A 17,573-nucleotide genomic window follows, 5' to 3' on the forward strand; every position below is an offset into this window, starting at 1 on the left:
GTGTGGAAAAGCGCGCCGCCCGTGCTGCACGATCAGTTTTTGCTTTACACCCGGTCAGAATCTGATAGTTGGCAAGGCACTGGATTGCCCTTGTAGCTCAGTTGGTAGAGCACCTGATTTGTAATCAGGGGGTCGCGGGTTCGAACCCTGCCGGGGGCACCAGTATTTTCAAGGATTTGGCCTGTCTTTCATACGCACTGCACGACTGATGTTCGTGCAGCGGCTATGGCTTTATGTGATAGAGCTTGTGTACGATCGTCCAGTTGCCGTCGTGCTCCAGCAGGGACAGATATTCGTAAAAATCCATACCGTCGAACCGGGTTGTCAGCTTTACCGAGGCGCTGTCTCCCTCCTTGTCGATGCCGAGGATTTCGAAGGCGGGGTCGTGATCGGGAAGGCCGCGTTCGGTTTTGCGGACCTGATCGACAAAGTCCTCCAGAGACAGCCATTCAGTCGCGCCTTCGAATGTGCCGACGATGCTGGCGCGCGGGTCAAAAACATCGCGCATCAGGCCTTCATCCGCATAGGCCATGGCGTGCACATAATCCGTCACGGTCTGGGTAATGGTTTGCGGCATCGGATCTTCCCTCCCTCGGATCCAAAAGGGGAGCTTACACCCCTTGGCGACATTCCACCATAACCTCCTGAAAATGCGCCTGTTCGGGGCACGTGACGATCTCTCGTGGCGGCCCGTGCTGGAGCGGTTCCGATGCCGGTCGACGTTTTGCTGCCACTGTCCACAATTTTGTCCCGGCTGTCGGTATAGTCGCCTTGGGTCCGACAAATTTCAGCCTCAAGGGCTTTTTCGCCAGAGAGACCCTCTCGTGCGGGAGCGCGTAAATTCGTGTTCTGCCGGTTTAAGCGCCGTCGCGGGGTGCCGCACGGGGCGGATTTGGCCTATGATCCGGTTGCTGACCGGTTGAGAGTGATAGCAGCGTGCGGGTAACAGTTTGCGTTTGAAGGTGTTTTTGTGATTGATCCCTATGTTTTGCTTGGCGTGGAGCGGGATGCCGACGAGGCGGCGATCAAGTCGGCCTACCGCAAGGTTGCGAAGGCTGCCCATCCCGACAGCGGTGGCGATGCCGAGCAGTTCGCGCGCCTGCAGACAGCCTATGAACTTCTGAAGGATCCCGTGCGCCGCAAGGTCTTCGATGACACGGGTTACGATCCGCAGCTTGCCGATGCCAAGGATCTCAAGGGCCTGCTGATGCTGGAAACGCTGGTCAATGAATTCATCCTGGACGAGCGGGAACCCGGGAGTTTTGATCCCGTGGCTGCCATGCGCCGGAAGCTGACCGACGATATTCTGAAAAGCCGCTTCCATATTCTGGAACTCGAACGGCACCGTACCCGGGTGCGTAAACATATGGACCGTCTCGGACGGAAGCCGGAAACCGATGTGCTGAGTTCGATGCTCCGCGCCCGAAGCCAGTCCATAGCCGAAGCCATACGCAACGCGGAGGCGCAGATCGAGGCGATAGAACAGGCCTATACCATGCTCGAGGGCTATTCCTACGAGCTGGAGAGCGTGACGCTCGCCGAGCCGTTGCTGAAGGGCGAGGCGGCGGAGTAACTGCCTGTCATGGGCCGTTGACGAGGGCGAGTATAAGCTGGTGAACCCGCCCGCCCGGGGACAGCTCATCCCGGTCGAAATCTCGGCCGCGTTGGCGCTGCTCGTTGGAAAGCTCACCTAACCTTTGCTGCAGAACAGCGCGCACCTTCTGGCATTTGGGATCGTCTTCTGCCCGTAGCCCGGTGCTGAAGGCTTCGATCTTTCTCACCATATCGAGAATGTGCTCGCCATGAACACGCTCATGGGTTTCCACCCCGGAAATGAAGGTCTTCCAGCTGGCGGCGACGGCGGCCGGCAGATGGGCAGGCGCCTTTGGCCAGGTGTAGATGATGGTGAGATTGGGTCTGGCACTGGCCAGCACACAGGCACCGTCGGGCTGCGGTCGGTAGTCTCTCCGCCACGTCAGCTTGAAGGTGGTGTGGGCAATGGCCTGCACGCCCGCAGTCGGGCCGCGCTCGCCGATGGACTGATAAAGCGCACCGCCCGTATTGCCGCTGACGGCATAGGTCTTTATCTGCTCGGCGGGTTTCCAGCCGGTGGACTGTGCGTATAGCGGGAGAGCGCTCAGCAACATGGTTGCGGCGCTGACGGTGAATTTGGGGAGGCTGTTGACGGGCACGCATCGATCCTTGCAGGTTGCGCGCCGAAGATAGGCGAGAGGCGGGCAGTGAGGCAAGGGTGCGAGCGGTGGGAATGCTGCCTGATGTTCAGACTTCCACGCATGAAAACCCCCGCGCCGGAGCGCGGGGGGACAAGCCTCGACTGCAGGGGTAATCAGTCGTCCAGCTTGTCGTAATCGAGCTTCGGAGCGTTCTGCAATGCATCCTTGGTGGTATCGACAAAGGCCTTCCATGTGCCGTTGTCATTATGAACGGCCACGGAGGCCGGATCGAGCACCACGTAGCTCTTGTCGATGCCCAGGAAGCCGCCGACGCTGGCCACGAGGCCGATCACCGCCTTGCCATCGCCGATCACGACGTCTTCGATTTCGCCGATGTTTTCATTCTGGGCGTTATAGATATCCATGCCATCAAGCTGGGAAGCGGTGAGATCGGTCTTCTGGACATTGACGAACTTCAGCGGGCCGGTTGCCTTCGTACCCATGGTAATGCCGGGGCCCGACAAGGTTGCATCCGCGCCGGCAGCAGGAGCCGTGGCAGCCGTCTGGGCAAATGCCACGGAAGAGGAGAGCGCTGCTGCGGCAGCGAGAGCGATGACATTGATTTTCATGATGTTTCTTCCCTTTTTATGCTGAACATTGCGTTCGGGGAAGAAACGGCAAAGAGCGGATTTGGTTCCTCATGGGATGACAGGAAAATTTGGTCTATGGTGAAAAAGAAACAGGCGTGCGTCGAAATCGGGAGGATGTCATGGCGAAAAACACGGTGACTGAAGATGCGGAGCAGACCGCACCATCAGACTTCATCGACCGGAAGATCGCGGAGCTGGGCGACTGGCGCGGCGAGACGCTCGCGCGTGTTCGCGCGGTGATCCAGAAGGCCGATCCGGAAGTGGTGGAAGAGGTGAAGTGGCGCGGCGTTCCGGTCTGGTCGCATGCGGGCATTCTCTGCACCGGCGAAACCTATAAAAGCGCGGTGAAGATGACATTTGCGAAGGGCGCCTCTCTGGAGGACCCGTCAAGCCTGTTCAATTCGAGCCTTGAGGGCAACACGCGGCGCGCCATCGATTTTCACGAGGGCGATGTCGTTGATGAGGAGGCGCTGGCAGCGCTGATCCGCGCTGCGGTGGCGTTGAACGTGGCGGGAAAAAGCGGAAAGAAGCGGGGATAAGGCCGGGCGGTGTCACCCGCAAAGAACGACAGATCATGATTTAATCGCGGTTGGCATCCGCTGTATTGTCCCACTCTCCGTCGATGAATTTCAGCGCATCAATGATCGAAGCCTTCCACACGGACCAGACGTGGTCGCCATCCGTCACCCGCAGTTCGGATTTGCGGTTGTCCGCCTGCAGGGTCTCATGCAGGGCAATGGCACCGCGCCAGAGGAAGAAGCCATCGTCATCTCCCACAGTCAAATAGGTGGCGGGGAGATCCTGACTTTCTGCGACATGCTGTGCGACGAGGGTGAAGACATTCTTTTCGTTAAAGAGACGTGCATCGAAAGGGGTGCCGAAGGCGCCGGAGAAATGATCACCGGTTGAGGGAAGCACGATGCCGCTGGTGACGGTGGTGCGGTCGACGCGGTGGAAAAAGGCGCTGTCCTGAATGAGCTTGAGTTCGGCGGGTGTCTTGTCGAGATCGGAGGCGGGCACGTTTTGCCAGATGGCGCCCGACAGGCTGGCGACGGCGCCATAGAGGTCCTCGTGGCCATAGGCGAGATGCAGGGCGCCGAAACCGCCCATGGAAAGTCCGGCAATGGCACGGCCTTGCCGATCCTTTCGCACCGGCAGCGTTTTTTCAATTTGGTGGCGCAGGTCGCCGGTCAGGGCGGTCTCGTAATCGCCGGGGCCACCGACGGCGGCGGAATCGACGTACCAGCTGTTTTTCACGCCGGGCATCACGACAACCAGAGGGCGGATGGCGCCAGCCTCGATGAGCGTGTCGAGCGTCTTTTCGATATTGCCGAGATCGCGCCAGCTGTTCTGGTCGCCGTCATGGCCGTGCAGGAGGTAAAGTACAGGCCAGCCGTTTTCGGGCGGCGGACCTTCGGGGCGATAGATATTGACAGGGAGCGGCGCGTTCAGGGCGGCGCTGTGAAAGGTGGCGTCTTCGATATGGCCGGCGAAGGCTGAACCGGAAGACATGAACAGACAGAAGGCCATAAGTTTTTTTCGATACATATGGGTCTCCTGTCATCATTCCGGAAAGCGATCAACGTTCCCCGGGCCTACGCGTTCCTGATTTCATAATGTTACGGCAATGCTGTTCGCGCAAGTTTGCGCGCGGTCTGGCGATTGCGACGCCGCAGACGTGGTTTGACAAGCCCACTTCATTAAGCTGCTTTTTTCAGGTTCCAATAGGATGACATTGCCATTATCGCGTTTTGCCTGCCTGTCTGTTTTTCTCCTGTTCCTCGCCGGTTGCATGACCGTACCGATCTCCAGCATTCCCAAGCTGATGCGGCAGGATTTTCTGACGATGGATTTCGAGTATGTGCGGGTCGGATTGCAACTGCCAGCCAATCTTTCCCTCCGGTCCGGTGACGCCGTGATGATCACCCGGAGCAGGACGGACGGCGCGGACGAAGAAACCGTTGCGACCTACGCGCTGGTGGCGGATACGGATGCGGCTGCGCTCGCTAAATTCCGGCCGGAAAAACGGGATGGTATGTTGGCGAGCGTATGGCGGGTAAAGCCCGAAGACGTCGGAAGGCTCGCGGAGCTACAGGAGCGGGTGCGCCGTTCCCGCGCTCAGGGTCCACGTATCAGGGGCAGTACCGAGATCAAGATCGTGAAAGCCTGCTTCAAAGGCACGTTTCCCGCCGGCCCGATCTATTCCTCGATCTATATGAAACCGGCGGAAAACGAAGACTATATTCCCACATCGCTTGATGCGGATCTGGTCAAGCTGTTCGGGGCAACCGCGGTCAAGTCGCTGATCACGCCTTGTGAAGGCTGACAGGCGCCGCCGGCATGCGCAGACGGCGCCGACATGAAAGATGGGAGCCTTAGCCGCTGTTCATGTCAGGCGGGCCTTGCACAGAGCGTATCAGCGGCCTGGACGGCCAGTCTTGCCCTTGGTCCGGCTTTTGCGCTTCTGCTCGCCGGCATCTTCATAGGAACCGGCGCCGATCTTGCCACGGACCAGCGGCCGCGGATCGTCCGTGGCGCGTTCGGGCTGGCCTTCCAGCAGCGGGGAGAACCTCTTGCCGGGTTCGGTCGCGGGCTTATCGGGCACCGCGCCCCTTACGGGCTTTTCGGTCCGACCCACGGTCATCTCGTCCAGCGTGTTCTTGCGGAAAAGCGGTTTTCCTGCGTCGGAGCCCGGACCCATCTCGTCCAGCGAAGGTTTGGCGAAGAGAGACTTCCCGCTTTCGTTCGTGGAAGCGGCATCCCCGTCTGCCCTGCCGGCTGTCTCCCCCTCAGGGGAGGAAATCGACAAGTGGCTCCGTCTGTTGTTTTTCCCGCCGCCTTCGACCGCACGTGCTTCTTCCTTGGCCATGGGGTCGTCCATGGTGGCAAGTTCGGCTGCCTTGAGGCGTTTGATTTCGTCGCGCAGACGGGCTGCCTTTTCAAAGTCGAGGTCCGCTGCGGCGTCGCGCATGGATTTTTCCAGCGCGTTGAGATGCGCCTGGAGATTGTTGCCGACCAGATGACCGCCATCGGCGAAGCCCTTGCCGGAAACGCCTGAAATATCGGCTCTTACGTGGTCGCGTTCATACACGGAATCAAGAATGTCGGAGATCCTCGCCTTGACCGATTCCGGCGTGATGCCATGTTCCTGGTTATAGGCCATCTGCTTTTCACGGCGGCGGGAGGTTTCCTCCATCGCCCGCTTCATCGAACCGGTGATATTGTCGGCATAAAGGATGACCTTGCCATCGACGTTACGGGCGGCGCGGCCGATGGTCTGGATCAGCGAGGTCTCCGAGCGCAGGAAGCCTTCCTTGTCTGCGTCGAGGATGGCTACGAAACCACATTCCGGAATATCGAGACCCTCGCGCAGCAGGTTGATGCCGACGAGCACGTCGAAAGCGCCGAGCCGCAGGTCGCGGATGATCTCGATGCGCTCCAGCGTGTCGATATCGGAGTGCATGTAACGAACGCGGACACCCTGTTCATGCAGATATTCGGTGAGGTCTTCGGCCATCCGCTTGGTCAGCACGGTGCAGAGCGTGCGGTAGCCCTTGGCGGCGGTCTCGCGGATTTCGCCGAGAACATCGTCCACCTGGGTGCGGGCGGAGCGGACTTCGACCGGAGGATCGATGAGGCCGGTCGGACGGATGACCTGTTCGGCAAAAACGCCGCCGGATTGCTCCATTTCCCAGCCTCCGGGGGTGGCGGAGACGGAAATGGTCTGCGGGCGCATGGCGTCCCATTCCTCGAAGCGCAGGGGACGGTTGTCCATGCACGAGGGCAGGCGGAAGCCATATTCGGCCAGCGTTGCCTTGCGGCGGAAGTCGCCGCGATACATGCCGCCGATCTGAGGAACGGTGACGTGGCTTTCGTCGATGAAGATCAGCGCGTTGTCGGGAATATACTCGAACAGGGTCGGCGGCGGCTCGCCCGGATTGCGGCCGGTGAGATAGCGTGAATAGTTTTCGATGCCGGCGCAGGAGCCCGTGGCCTCCAGCATCTCGACATCGTAGCGCGTGCGCTGTTCCAGACGCTGGGCTTCCAGCAGGCGGCCGGCTTTTTCAAGCTCGGCGAGGCGCAGCTTCAGCTCTTCCTTGATCGACTTGATCGCGCCGTTCAGCGTCGGGCGCGGTGTCACATAGTGCGAATTGGCGTAAATCTTCACCGATTGCAGGTCGCCGGTCTTATGGCCGGTCAGCGGGTCGAATTCGGTGATGGATTCAATCTCGTCACCCCACATGGAAATGCGCCAGGCCGCATCTTCAAGGTGGGCGGGGAAGATCTCGATCGTATCACCGCGCACGCGGAAGGAGCCGCGCACGAAGTTGATGTCCTGCCGCTTGTATTGCTGGGCCACGAGGTCGGCAAGAAGCTGGCGTTGATCCAGCTTGTCGCCCACCTGCATCTGGAAGGTCATGGCCGTATAGGTCTCGACCGAACCGATACCATAGATACAGGAAACCGAAGCGACGATGATACAGTCGTCACGTTCGAGAATGGCGCGGGTTGCGGCGTGGCGCATACGGTCGATCTGCTCGTTGATCGACGATTCCTTCTCGATATAGGTGTCGGAACGCGGCACATAGGCTTCCGGCTGGTAATAATCGTAATAGGAAACGAAATACTCCACCGCATTGTTTGGAAAGAAGTTTTTGAATTCGGAATAGAGCTGGGCCGCCAGCGTCTTGTTGGGCGCCAGAATGACGGCCGGGCGCTGTGTGGCCTCGATCACCTTGGCCATGGTGAAGGTCTTGCCGGAGCCGGTGACGCCGAGCAGCACCTGCGAGCGGTCGCCGGAATTGAGGCCTTCGACGAGATCGGCAATGGCGGTCGGCTGATCGCCGGATGGCTTGTAGTCCGTCACCATCTCGATGGCGATGCCGCCTTCCGATTTCGGCGGACGGGCCGGCCTGTGGGGTGTCCACAGCTTGCCATCCTTGAAGAGCGGGTTGCCGCTTTCGATCAGTTTGGAAAGCGCGTCCACCGTCGCCGTCACCGCGCCCGGTGCCAGGGACTGGGCATCCTCCAAGGAGACATCGAGCCCTGCCACAGGATTGAGACCCGCGGCGGCGCGCGTTTTCGGATCGCTCGACGCGCCGATCGAAACGCCGCGTGCCGTTTTTGACGCGGTGGTCTTTTTCGCCGTCTTGGTGGCGGCTTTTTCCGCTTCCTTGCGCGCTTCTATTTCGATCTTCTTGCGGTGCTTGCCCGCCTTCGAAGCGATTTCGCGCTGGGTCTCCACGGAGGATGCTTCCGCTTCCGCCTCAAGTTGCTTGACCCAATCGGCAACGCTGCCGCCGAGCGGCGCGCCTTCGAATGACGATTGCGGAGCTTCCTCGAAGCCCGAGGGCGAGGAGGTGGAGTTTTTCGGTGATCTGGCCATGGGCGAAATATGGAGAGAGTCACGCGCAAAGGGAAGGGGAGACAGTGAAAAAATGAGTACAAAAAGGAAACGGAGCATGCGGAACAAAATTCCGCCGGATGCGTTGCGTAGCGGCTGAACACGGCCTTGCCGCGATCCGTAGAAATCGATTCCGGTTTTCGGTCGGATGCGCTAGAGCAAATCCATTACGGCGGGATGAGGGATCCCCTCAGACTGCCTTCTTCCGCTGCATTTTCAACATCCCTCTTTTTCCAGGACCCATCATGCCGTTCTCAATCAGCCCTGCCCACATCTGGCCTGTCCTGATGCTCATCGCCTCCAATGTTTTCATGACCTTCGCCTGGTACGGCCACCTCAAGCACAAGGGCAGCGCGCTCTTTCTGGCGATTGTCGCCAGCTGGGGCATCGCCTTTTTCGAGTATGTGCTCGCCGTTCCCGCGAACCGCATCGGGTCGGAGGTTTACTCCACCGCGCAGCTCAAGACCATTCAGGAGGTCATCACGCTCGCGGTCTTCGCGCTGTTTTCGATCTTCTGGCTGAAGGAAAGCATCACCATCAACCATGTCATCGGCTTTGCGCTGATCGCTTTCGGTGCTTCCTTCATTTTCCGGTCCTGAATAGGAGGAGACCCGCGCTTTGCCTGCCCAGAACCATCGCAACGGACAAGAGGTGATGTATCGATGAAAATACGGCCTGCGAGACTTGACGATGCAAAGGGAATGGCAGCGGTTCAAAACGAGATATTCGCGGCCGGCCTTCGAAAAGCGCCGACGGACGTCGCGGCGGTGCTGGAGAATTACATCCAGCACGCCGACCGTATCGAGTGTTCGGTCGCGGAGGATGAAGACGGGCATATCCTGGGCTTCCAGTCGCTGCGTTATGCACGGGCGGACAATCCCTATGGCGTGGCGGAAGGGTGGGGCATCATCGGCACCCATGTCAGTCCGCAGGCGGCGCGAAGAGGCGTTGGATCCGCCCTCTTCGCCGCGACGCGCAGGGCGGCGGAGGCGCGGGGCCTCAAGAATATCGACGCCAGCATCGGCGCGGACAATGCGCTCGGGCAGAGTTATTATGATGCCATGGGCTTCATGACCTACCGCCAGCCGGAAGGGTTGGTCTGCAAGGTTTACCGACTGGACTAGATGCGGCGTGCCGCTGCCGGTCAGGTATTGCTCTGATGGTCAGCTGCGATTGTCGTTTTCGGAATATTGCAGGCGGGCCTTGCAGATGCGGACGTGGTTTTCGTCGGCCCATTGGACCAGCAATTGCATCGGTACCAGAAACGAGCGGCCAAGACCTGTCAGCTCATACTCCACGCGCGGCGGCACCTCGGCATAAAGCGTGCGCCGGATGAATCCATCCTCCTCCAGCCGCTTCAGCGTACGGGACAACATCTGCTTGGAAATGTCGTCAATCCTGCGGTTCAACTCGTTGAAGCGCAGCACGCCGCCCTGCAGCGCTTCGAGAACCAGAAGGCTCCATTGGTCTCCGATGCGGTCCAGCACATCCCGAATGGGGCAGGGCTGCTCGAAGTCGAAGATTTCTTTCGTCTGCGTATCCGACATTTCGATTACCCCATATCCTTGCAGGTCATCGCCGTGTGACCAGATCACCGGCTGCTGACTTCTTGCGGCCGAGGACGCGATACCATAGCTCTTTCTTTCGGTCTATTATTTAGACCAACGACAATAGCAACAAAAGGAAGAAGCCATGGCTAAAATCGCGCTCATCGGTGCGTCCGGCAATGCCGGGTCCCGTATTCTCAAGGAACTTTCCGACCGGGGGCATCATGTTACGGCCATTGCCCGCAGCCCCGAAAAGATTGCCACCCTGCCGAACGTCGTTGCAAAGAAAGGCGATGTCTTCGATCAAACCGGACTTTCAAAACTGCTTGCAGGTCACGATGCCGTGATCAGTTCGGTGCATTTCACGGCGAGCGACCCGGTGACGCTGATCGAGGCCGTGCGTGCCTCCGGCGTTCCACGCTACCTCGTGGTTGGTGGCGCCGGCAGTCTTGAAATCGCGCCCGGTCAGCGTGTCGTCGACCTGCCGGATTTTCCTGCCGCTTACAAGGCCGAGGCCACCAAGGGTGCGGAGTTTCTTGATTTGCTGAAACAGGAAAAGCAGCTCGACTGGACCTTCCTTTCGCCTTCCGCCGAGTTCGTGCCGGGTGAAAGAACGGGCAAATTCCGCATCGGCAAGGACAATCTTCTGAGCAATGAAGAGGGTAGCCGCATTTCCTTCGAAGACTACGCGATTGCGCTTGTCGATGAAATCGAGAAGCCGCAGCATTCCCGCCAGCGCTTCACCGTCGGTTATTGAGAGGTATCACCCATGAATGTCATGACACGTCGTCTCGCCATCGCCGCTCTCGCTCTTGCGCCCGCATTGACAGCCGTTCCGGTGCTGGCCGAAACCGCCGGGCGGGATTTCGCCCGGGAAGAGGCCAATCGCAAGCTGGTGATCGAGTTTTACGATACCGTCTTCAACAAGCACGAAGTGGAAAAGGGTGCTGCCGTTATTGTCGACAGCTACAAGCAGCACAATCCCATGGTGCCGGATGGCAAGAAACCGTTCGTGGATTACTTCACCGGCCACTTCAAGGAAAACCCGCAGTCCAAGGCGCGGATCGTGAGAAGCGCCACGGATGGCGACCTTGTCTATCTGCATATTCATTCAACAGAAAAGGACGGAGACCGGGGCAGGGCCATCGTCGATATTTTTCGGGTGACCGATGGCAAGATCACCGAGCATTGGGATGTAATCCAGCCCGTGCCGGAGACGGCGGCGAACAACAATACGATGTTCTGAGGCGACGAACTTTTGAGGCAGGCGGGCACGCCGGGATCGTGCCCGCTTGCCGGAACGGGTAAACTTCAGGCCAGAAGATCGTAAGTACGGAAAATCCAGGCGATCTGGTAAATCAGCGCAAAGATGACGAGAAACCGATGGAAACGGCGGTTCTCGATGAAGATCGCCAGCGTGAACAAAATGACGTAGATGGCGGTGCGTATAAGGTATTCCGGACCAAGTGAGGCGAGATAGTCCTGGCCTTTCAGCAAAGTATCCCCGACATCGGTGACGAAAAGCGCTGCCAGAAAGGCGAAGAACCAGCTTTTGCGGGAAAGGAAATAATCCTCATATCCCTTGTACTCCTTCATCTCCGTGGGAAAGAGCAGAACGCACAGGAAATAAAACAGCGAGCAGAACAGGATCAGGAAAAGGAACGCGCCGAAGCCCAGTACATGGCCTGTGGCAGAAAGCCGGTGCTCCCACCACCAGAAATGCACCAGCATCAGAAACAGGAACGCCACCCAGCCGATGTGCAGGGGATAAATCCGTTCTTTTTTGGGATGCTGCACGAAACCTGCAAGGCCGGTCAGCAATCGGGCGAGGCTGAGGCCGACCACCATGCCCATGACCGCGCGGATGTGCGAATAGGCTTCTGCGGCGTTGACGGCGGCCTCCATCGCTCCTACTCCGCCGGAGGAATGGGCGTCGGTTGCCCGTTTTCGTCCATCGCCACCATGATGAAGGTGCCGGCGGTTACCTTTTCCAGCTTGTCGTAACGCGACCGCTGCGCCCAGGCCTCTACCGTCAGCGTGATGGAGGTGCGGCCGACGCGGGCAATATCGGTATAGATGGACAGCGTGTCGCCGATCTTCACCGGCAGTTCAAAGGCCATTTCCTTGACTGCCGCCGTGACCACGCGACAGCGAGAGCGTTCCGCCGCACGAATGCCGCTCGCCAAGTCCATCTGTGACATGACCCAGCCCCCGAAAATATCGCCGGCCGGATTGGCGTCGGCCGGCATGGCGAGCGTTCTGAGCGTCAGCTCGCCGGTCGGTTTGATGGTCTGGTCGGTCATGTTGAGATGTGCTCCGTGCGAATGACAAAGGCGCAGCATGCGATGCGCTTTGTGATTTCGCAAGGAATGGCAAGCGTCAGGACGACGCTTTGCCCAGAAATTGCTGCGTTGCGTAAAGGGCGATGGCCGCCGCGTTCGACACGTTGAGCGATTTGATCGCTCCCGGCATATCGAGACGGGCGAGCGCCGAGACGGTCTCGCGGGTCTTCTGGCGCAGGCCCTTGCCTTCGGCGCCGAGCACCAGTGCGATTTTTTCGCCGCTGAAGGTCCGTTCAATCGGGGCGGGGCCCTCCGAATCGAGGCCGACCGAGAAGAAGCCGAGCTTGTGCAGTTCACCCAGCGCATCGGCGAGATTGGTGATCTGGATATAGGGGATGAGTTCCAGCGCGCCTGAGGCGGATTTCGCCAGCACACCCGACTCGGTCGGGCTATGGCGCATCGTGGTGATGACGGCGCCCGCATTGAAGGCGACTGCCGAGCGCATGATGGCGCCAACATTATGCGGATCGGTGACCTGATCGAGCACGAGAATGAGTGGGCTATCCTTCAGCGCGCCCAGCCGCTTGACCGGCAGCGGCCGGGTCTCCAGCATCACGCCCTGATGGATCGCCTCAGGCCCCAAAACCCTGTCGATATCCTGCGGGGATACTATCTCGACCGGGAAGGGCTGCGCCTCCGCCTCGCCGATATCGAGACGTGCAAAGGCATTCTGGGTAACCGAAAGCTTGACAATCTGCCGCTCCGGATTGGCAAGGGCTGCGCGTACGGTATGCAGGCCGTAAAGGTGCACCTGGTCTGGCGCAAGTTGCGGCGGCTTCCAATCGTCGGCGCCGCGGTTCCGGCGCTTCGACTGCTGCGGGGTCGGAATTTCACCGCGCTCGCGCTTCGCGTCGCGCACGGCACGACGCAGGTTGGCGTAATGTGTGTCGCGGGTGGATTTGTTGTTGGGATCGTCTTTGCTCATGGCGCCTTATATCTCCGGCGCGTGCCGCGCACCAGCCCCCGTGATAATCCACAGGGCTGCAAAGGGGATTGAATTTTTTCCCGAAAATTCGTGAAAGGGCGTGTTGACAGAAACGAACGAGGCCGTCATATACGCGCCACAGACGACGCAACGGCGCTTCGCCGCAGCGAAATCTGAAGAGCTTGGTCGCTTGATCCTCGCAGATAACTGGAGGGATGCCCGAGTGGTTAAAGGGGACGGACTGTAAATCCGTTGGCTACGCCTACGTTGGTTCAAATCCAACTCCCTCCACCATTCTGCACGGATCGAAATCGCCACCGCGGGTATAGCTCAATGGTAGAGCAGCAGCCTTCCAAGCTGAATACGCGGGTTCGATTCCCGCTACCCGCTCCAGCTTCCTCTCAGTAAATCACCTTATCGCTGCGCGACGTGTTTCGCGTCCTCGGGTATTTGTGCCGTGAGCATTCAGCCGATGCGGTGATGGGCTCTAATTTATCCTATACGCCATGAATGCCGCGCCCCCAGTCACGCTCAGTAAGGCGAACGGCACTGGCTTCTTGTGCCTGCGGGCGCCAGGTAGCTGTTGTCAGTAGGATGATAGGAGGCGTAACGCGCCGCGCACCATTTTACGTGATTTATTTCGGCCTGCGACAGGGCGTATCCGTCAGGCGTGGCTTCTTCCCCGGTTCCCGCGGCAAAGGCGGATGCGGGATAACCGCGCTGGCCTGAATTTTGTGCCTGCGTTTCATAGGCTGGCTGTATGAGGCTCAACGCCTCAGCGGGCATAACAAAAGCAGCAGATAATGCGACGCTAAGAGCGAGCGCGGAGATGGTCTTCGGCATCCTCAACATCGATAAATCCTCATTATTCGTTCGGGATGCTAACGAAAATTTAGGAATTTCGTTCCGATGGAGGCTTGACGCCACACGAAGACGTGATTCTTCGGCTTGATCGGAGAGCGTGGATTCGGAGCGGCCTCATGGGGAATCCGAGGCGCGGAAGGATGGATTTATGCTCGCTCAACCAGACTTTGTATCCATGCCGCACTGCTCGTTGACAAGCGGAAAATCCGGTCAGATAGTCGACCGGCAATCATGCAAACGGGAGTCTTCAATGTTGAACAGGGTTGTCATTCTCTCATCCTTTGCGCTGCTGGCATCGGCGGCGTTTGTCTCCCCCGCTGCGGCACTCACCATGAAGGAGTGCAGCGTAAAATATCAGGCAGCGAAAGCTGACGGGTCCGCCAAGGACATCAAGTGGAACGATTATCGCGCCAAGTTCTGCGGCAGCGAGGCGGCGGCTGAAGATGCGGCCGACGACAAGCAGGTCGCGGCCACAACCGAGAAGGAACCCGAAAAAGCGACGATCAAGGCTCCGAAGGGCGTCGCTTTCCCGAGCGCTGTTGACAAGAAATATTCAAGCGAGACGCCGGCAAAGGCCCGCCTGAAAACCTGTGTCGACTCCTATCACAAGAACAAGAATGACGGTACGCTCGGCGATCTGAAATGGATCCAGAAGGGCGGCGGCTACTGGAGCCTGTGCAACACGGCGCTGAAGAGCTGAGGCGGGCAGGGGCGGCGGTCGGTTTCCGCCGCCCTGTCCCGAGCCGATATCGCATGAAGCGTGTAGCGCTGGAGGCGAAGACCCGCGCGCTGGCGGATTTGTGCGTCCTGCTCCGTCCATCGACCCCATTTCGGGCGGGTAAAATATCCGAATAGCCTGTGATTCAGCCTCTTGGTAGACAGGCTGATCCCTGCGGTTTATCCGCATCCAGCAATTCAACGGTTACGGTTGTCGAGCAACGGCCGTCCGGCGATGGGGGCGGATGACCAGACGGTTTCGAAATTATCTCGTAGTTCTGGCCATATCCTTGGCGATGTGGGCTGTGATTCTCGGCATTGTTTACTGGTTGTTTCGATAGCCAGCCCCGCTTGGGGTGGATTGCAATGATGCACGCGTCCAGCGGCAATGAATCGGGGATATGGCGGCGGTTCCTGGAGCTGCCGCAATTTGGCTTTGCTGGCGTGACCTTATGACGGGGTCAAATCAGGAAGGCCCATCATGAAGAAATCCGTTGCAGCCCTCTATCTTGCCGCTCTAACCCTGCCGGCTGCCTCCAGCGCGCTTGCCGAGGATCTGGTGATTCCGCTTCCTGGGGATACAACGGTTGAAAAAACCGATGCTGTCTATCGGTGCGGCGCCGAGACGGTGGAGGCGGTTTATTACAATGCCGGCGACATCAGTCTTGTTCGGCTGGGCTTGAAGGACGGCGTTATCGTCGCCGCCAATGTTGTTTCAGGCTCCGGAGCAAAATACCAGGGCGGCGCTCGTGTCTGGTGGTCCAAAGGAGACGAAGCCGATCTCTACGATGTGATGGCGGATCCGGACATGAAACAACCGGTTCACTGCGTGGAAGAGAAAAAAACCTGATCGCCATGATATTCATGGAGCGGCGGCAGGGCGGTTTTGAAAACCGTGCCATGCCGCCGGTCAGTGTCAGGCTGCATGCTCAGCCAAGAACAAGCGACGCCAGAAGCGCCAGCAGAATGAGAGAACTGGCGACGACGCCAAGCTTCATTCGGCGAAGACGACGGGTACGTCCGCCGCTCCAGTCATAAGCCATTGGGAGCTCTACCTTTCTTTTTATTATTATGACTTATAAGTAGCTCCCTAGGCTTGCCCGTGGCTGACCTCAATTGCCAGAATCCACCGGCGACAAATCACGATTTCCCAATCTTCTCCGGATGTTGCAGCGAAGGCGACAGCTGATTCCCCGCTCGCTCCACCAACGCAAAGGCCGGGTGGTCGGTGAGCTGGCCCCGTCATGCAAAAGGCCCGGAAAGCGAGGCTTCCGGGCCTTTTGAAAGTGTGTTTCTGCAGGTGGCTCAGCCGAGATAGGCCTGAATGTAGGGCAGGACTTCGAGCGTGCCGTGATACAGCATGTTGAGCGCCACGTAGATGATGACCATCAGGCCGAGATAGGAAATCCAGCGGTAGCGGTGCAAAAGCTTGGCTACGAAGTTGGCTGCAAGTCCCATCAGCGCGATCGAGACGATGAGTCCAATGACCAGAACAGTCACATGTTCCTGCGCGGCGCCGGCGACGGCGAGCACATTGTCCAGCGACATGGAGACGTCGGCGATGACGATCTGGGTCGCTGCCTGGAAGAACGTCTTGTGGCCCTTGGTCAGGTCGGCCTCTTCATCCGTCACCTCGTCCTCGATGGATCCCGAAGCTTCGCGCAGTTCGCTCCACATCTTCCAGCAGACCCAGGCGAGCAGCAGGCCGCCAAAGAGCTGCAGGCCGACGATGGCAAGAAGCTGTACGGTGACGGCGGCAAACCCGATGCGGAGAACCGTGGCGGCGATGATGCCGACAAGGATCGCCTTGCGGCGGAGATGCGCGGGAAGACCGGCGGCGGCAAGGCCGATGACGATGGCGTTGTCGCCTGCCAGAACGAGATCGATCGCAATGACCTGTAAGAATGCCGTGAAACCGGCGGCTGTGAAGATTTCCATTGGCTGGTCCTGAAACGGATAGAGAGGCGGCGCGGGGAAAAGCGGCGGTCGAGACATGCATGGTAGCGCAGCAGCGCCCGTTTCCGCTCGCCCGTCTCCCCCCGGCGATGAAGTGTCCTTAAGCCATCGAGCCGCCCCAGGTAAAGAAGTTGTGATGGAAATATCTTAATTAGTGATCGGCTGCGACTGAAAAGGCGGCTCGTCTGTATCTCTGTGTGATGCCACGGCGCGGGTTTGAATGTCGCAAAACATACACCATATACGCCCCACAAGGCACGCTTAGAGCGCGCGCGAAGGCGCTTTCACAATTAAGTCTTGCGCATTCGCTTACAAAGCCTTAAACGGCGACACCAAACCGGTTCGCCGGGGAAACTACTTCACGTTCACAGGAAGCAATTCACATGGCAAAGAGCAAGTTTGAGCGGACGAAGCCGCACGTCAACATTGGCACGATCGGTCACGTTGACCATGGCAAGACGTCGCTGACGGCAGCAATCACGAAGTTCTTCGGCGAGTTCAAGGCGTATGACCAGATCGACGCGGCTCCTGAAGAGAAGGCTCGTGGTATCACGATCTCGACGGCACACGTTGAGTACGAGACGGCCAACCGTCACTACGCTCACGTTGACTGCCCCGGCCACGCCGACTACGTGAAGAACATGATCACCGGTGCTGCCCAGATGGACGGCGCGATCCTGGTTTGCTCCGCCGCTGACGGCCCGATGCCGCAGACGCGCGAGCACATCCTGCTTGCCCGTCAGGTTGGCGTTCCGGCCATCGTCGTGTTCCTCAACAAGGTCGACCAGGTTGACGACGCCGAGCTTCTCGAGCTCGTCGAGCTTGAAGTTCGCGAACTTCTGTCGTCCTACGACTTCCCGGGCGACGATATTCCGATCATCAAGGGTTCGGCGCTTGCTGCTCTTGAAGATTCCGACAAGAAGATCGGTGAAGACGCGATCCGCGAGCTGATGGCTGCGGTTGACGCCTACATCCCGACGCCTGAGCGTCCGAT

Annotated in this window: 21 protein-coding genes and 3 tRNA genes; 13 read left to right on the forward strand and 11 right to left on the reverse strand. The window is 59.0% G+C overall.

Annotation, left to right across the window (positions count from 1 at the left end):
* The first annotated feature begins 86 nt into the window (after positions 1-86).
* Positions 87-162 (forward strand) — tRNA-Thr (locus WA845_RS07560).
* Between the two features lie 61 nt (positions 163-223).
* Here the strand turns inward: WA845_RS07560 and WA845_RS07565 are convergent.
* Positions 224-577, reverse strand: a complete 354-nt coding sequence (locus tag WA845_RS07565; RefSeq protein WP_004442686.1) for a nuclear transport factor 2 family protein — start codon at positions 575-577, stop codon at positions 224-226.
* 393 nt (positions 578-970) lie between these two features.
* On the opposite strand from WA845_RS07565, the gene WA845_RS07570 reads away from it, so the two are divergent.
* Positions 971-1,573: a J domain-containing protein gene (locus tag WA845_RS07570; RefSeq protein WP_003522436.1), complete on the forward strand. Its 603-nt coding sequence runs from the start codon at positions 971-973 to the stop codon at positions 1,571-1,573.
* A gap of 7 nt (positions 1,574-1,580) precedes the next feature.
* On the opposite strand, the gene WA845_RS07575 is transcribed toward WA845_RS07570, so the two are convergent.
* Both WA845_RS07575 and WA845_RS07580 read right to left on the reverse strand, forming a co-directional pair.
* On the reverse strand, positions 1,581-2,147 hold the full coding sequence (locus WA845_RS07575; RefSeq protein WP_443111965.1) for a DUF922 domain-containing Zn-dependent protease: 567 nt from the start codon (positions 2,145-2,147) through the stop codon (positions 1,581-1,583).
* Between the two features lie 200 nt (positions 2,148-2,347).
* The gene (locus tag WA845_RS07580) at positions 2,348-2,803 is read right to left on the reverse strand and encodes a PRC-barrel domain-containing protein (RefSeq protein ID WP_004442682.1); all 456 of its coding nucleotides are present in this window, start codon (positions 2,801-2,803) and stop codon (positions 2,348-2,350) included.
* Positions 2,804-2,943: 140 nt separating this feature from the next.
* Between WA845_RS07580 and WA845_RS07585 the strand changes: the two genes are divergently transcribed.
* Positions 2,944-3,363 carry a DUF1801 domain-containing protein gene (locus tag WA845_RS07585; RefSeq protein WP_112557202.1) on the forward strand — a complete coding sequence of 140 codons (420 nt, stop codon included), beginning with the start codon at positions 2,944-2,946 and terminating at the stop codon, positions 3,361-3,363.
* A gap of 40 nt (positions 3,364-3,403) precedes the next feature.
* On the opposite strand, the gene WA845_RS07590 is transcribed toward WA845_RS07585, so the two are convergent.
* Positions 3,404-4,372, reverse strand: coding sequence for an alpha/beta hydrolase-fold protein (locus tag WA845_RS07590; RefSeq protein WP_112557190.1), 969 nt, complete (start codon positions 4,370-4,372; stop codon positions 3,404-3,406).
* A gap of 181 nt (positions 4,373-4,553) precedes the next feature.
* On the opposite strand from WA845_RS07590, the gene WA845_RS07595 reads away from it, so the two are divergent.
* Positions 4,554-5,150 carry a hypothetical protein gene (locus WA845_RS07595; protein WP_337322246.1) on the forward strand — a complete coding sequence of 199 codons (597 nt, stop codon included), beginning with the start codon at positions 4,554-4,556 and terminating at the stop codon, positions 5,148-5,150.
* A gap of 90 nt (positions 5,151-5,240) precedes the next feature.
* Here the strand turns inward: WA845_RS07595 and uvrB are convergent, their stop codons facing one another.
* Positions 5,241-8,210 (reverse strand): excinuclease ABC subunit UvrB, encoded by a 2,970-nt coding sequence (gene uvrB, locus WA845_RS07600; RefSeq protein WP_107339400.1) that lies wholly within the window; start codon positions 8,208-8,210, stop codon positions 5,241-5,243.
* 263 nt (positions 8,211-8,473) lie between these two features.
* Here uvrB and WA845_RS07605 point away from each other — a divergent pair, with 263 nt between their 5' ends.
* Positions 8,474-8,827 carry a DMT family protein gene (locus tag WA845_RS07605; RefSeq protein ID WP_003507620.1) on the forward strand — a complete coding sequence of 118 codons (354 nt, stop codon included), beginning with the start codon at positions 8,474-8,476 and terminating at the stop codon, positions 8,825-8,827.
* Between the two features lie 102 nt (positions 8,828-8,929).
* Positions 8,930-9,352 (forward strand): GNAT family N-acetyltransferase, encoded by a 423-nt coding sequence (locus WA845_RS07610; RefSeq protein ID WP_081859515.1) that lies wholly within the window; start codon positions 8,930-8,932, stop codon positions 9,350-9,352.
* 39 nt (positions 9,353-9,391) lie between these two features.
* Here the strand turns inward: WA845_RS07610 and WA845_RS07615 are convergent, their stop codons facing one another.
* The gene (locus tag WA845_RS07615) at positions 9,392-9,775 is read right to left on the reverse strand and encodes a winged helix-turn-helix transcriptional regulator (protein ID WP_004442667.1); all 384 of its coding nucleotides are present in this window, start codon (positions 9,773-9,775) and stop codon (positions 9,392-9,394) included.
* 145 nt (positions 9,776-9,920) lie between these two features.
* Between WA845_RS07615 and WA845_RS07620 the strand changes: the two genes are divergently transcribed.
* Positions 9,921-10,532, forward strand: coding sequence for an NAD(P)-dependent oxidoreductase (locus WA845_RS07620; protein WP_006700354.1), 612 nt, complete (start codon positions 9,921-9,923; stop codon positions 10,530-10,532).
* 12 nt (positions 10,533-10,544) lie between these two features.
* On the forward strand, positions 10,545-11,021 hold the full coding sequence (locus WA845_RS07625) for a nuclear transport factor 2 family protein (protein ID WP_004442663.1): 477 nt from the start codon (positions 10,545-10,547) through the stop codon (positions 11,019-11,021).
* A 65-nt stretch (positions 11,022-11,086) separates the two neighbouring features.
* Here WA845_RS07625 and WA845_RS07630 read toward each other — a convergent pair whose 3' ends face one another.
* The 3 genes from WA845_RS07630 to WA845_RS07640 all read right to left on the reverse strand — a co-directional run bounded on the left by WA845_RS07630 (position 11,087) and on the right by WA845_RS07640 (position 13,042).
* On the reverse strand, positions 11,087-11,680 hold the full coding sequence (locus tag WA845_RS07630) for a hypothetical protein (protein WP_035209760.1): 594 nt from the start codon (positions 11,678-11,680) through the stop codon (positions 11,087-11,089).
* Positions 11,681-11,685: 5 nt separating this feature from the next.
* On the reverse strand, positions 11,686-12,078 hold the full coding sequence (locus tag WA845_RS07635; protein WP_004442658.1) for an acyl-CoA thioesterase: 393 nt from the start codon (positions 12,076-12,078) through the stop codon (positions 11,686-11,688).
* 76 nt (positions 12,079-12,154) lie between these two features.
* Positions 12,155-13,042, reverse strand: coding sequence for a TrmH family RNA methyltransferase (locus WA845_RS07640; protein WP_006700352.1), 888 nt, complete (start codon positions 13,040-13,042; stop codon positions 12,155-12,157).
* Between the two features lie 209 nt (positions 13,043-13,251).
* On the opposite strand from WA845_RS07640, the gene WA845_RS07645 reads away from it, so the two are divergent.
* Positions 13,252-13,336, forward strand: a tRNA-Tyr gene (locus WA845_RS07645).
* A gap of 25 nt (positions 13,337-13,361) precedes the next feature.
* Positions 13,362-13,435, forward strand: a tRNA-Gly gene (locus tag WA845_RS07650).
* A 138-nt stretch (positions 13,436-13,573) separates the two neighbouring features.
* Here WA845_RS07650 and WA845_RS07655 read toward each other — a convergent pair.
* Positions 13,574-13,894 (reverse strand): BA14K family protein, encoded by a 321-nt coding sequence (locus tag WA845_RS07655; RefSeq protein WP_006700351.1) that lies wholly within the window; start codon positions 13,892-13,894, stop codon positions 13,574-13,576.
* Between the two features lie 262 nt (positions 13,895-14,156).
* Between WA845_RS07655 and WA845_RS07660 the strand changes: the two genes are divergently transcribed.
* Together WA845_RS07660 and WA845_RS07665 are read left to right on the forward strand one after the other, a co-directional pair.
* Entirely contained in the window at positions 14,157-14,606 is a 450-nt protein-coding gene (locus WA845_RS07660) for a hypothetical protein (RefSeq protein ID WP_004442652.1), read from the forward strand.
* 498 nt (positions 14,607-15,104) lie between these two features.
* Positions 15,105-15,473, forward strand: a complete 369-nt coding sequence (locus WA845_RS07665; RefSeq protein ID WP_112557187.1) for an MliC family protein — start codon at positions 15,105-15,107, stop codon at positions 15,471-15,473.
* Positions 15,474-15,928: 455 nt separating this feature from the next.
* Here WA845_RS07665 and WA845_RS07670 read toward each other — a convergent pair whose 3' ends face one another.
* The gene (locus WA845_RS07670; RefSeq protein WP_004442646.1) at positions 15,929-16,561 is read right to left on the reverse strand and encodes a TerC family protein; all 633 of its coding nucleotides are present in this window, start codon (positions 16,559-16,561) and stop codon (positions 15,929-15,931) included.
* A gap of 401 nt (positions 16,562-16,962) precedes the next feature.
* On the opposite strand from WA845_RS07670, the gene WA845_RS07675 reads away from it, so the two are divergent.
* The coding region (locus WA845_RS07675; RefSeq protein ID WP_337322247.1) for a GTP-binding protein at positions 16,963-17,573 on the forward strand (611 nt) is incomplete at its 3' end.

Origin of the sequence: Agrobacterium sp. CMT1 (assembly GCF_037203725.1) — a bacterium.
Classification (GTDB): domain Bacteria; phylum Pseudomonadota; class Alphaproteobacteria; order Rhizobiales; family Rhizobiaceae; genus Agrobacterium; species Agrobacterium pusense.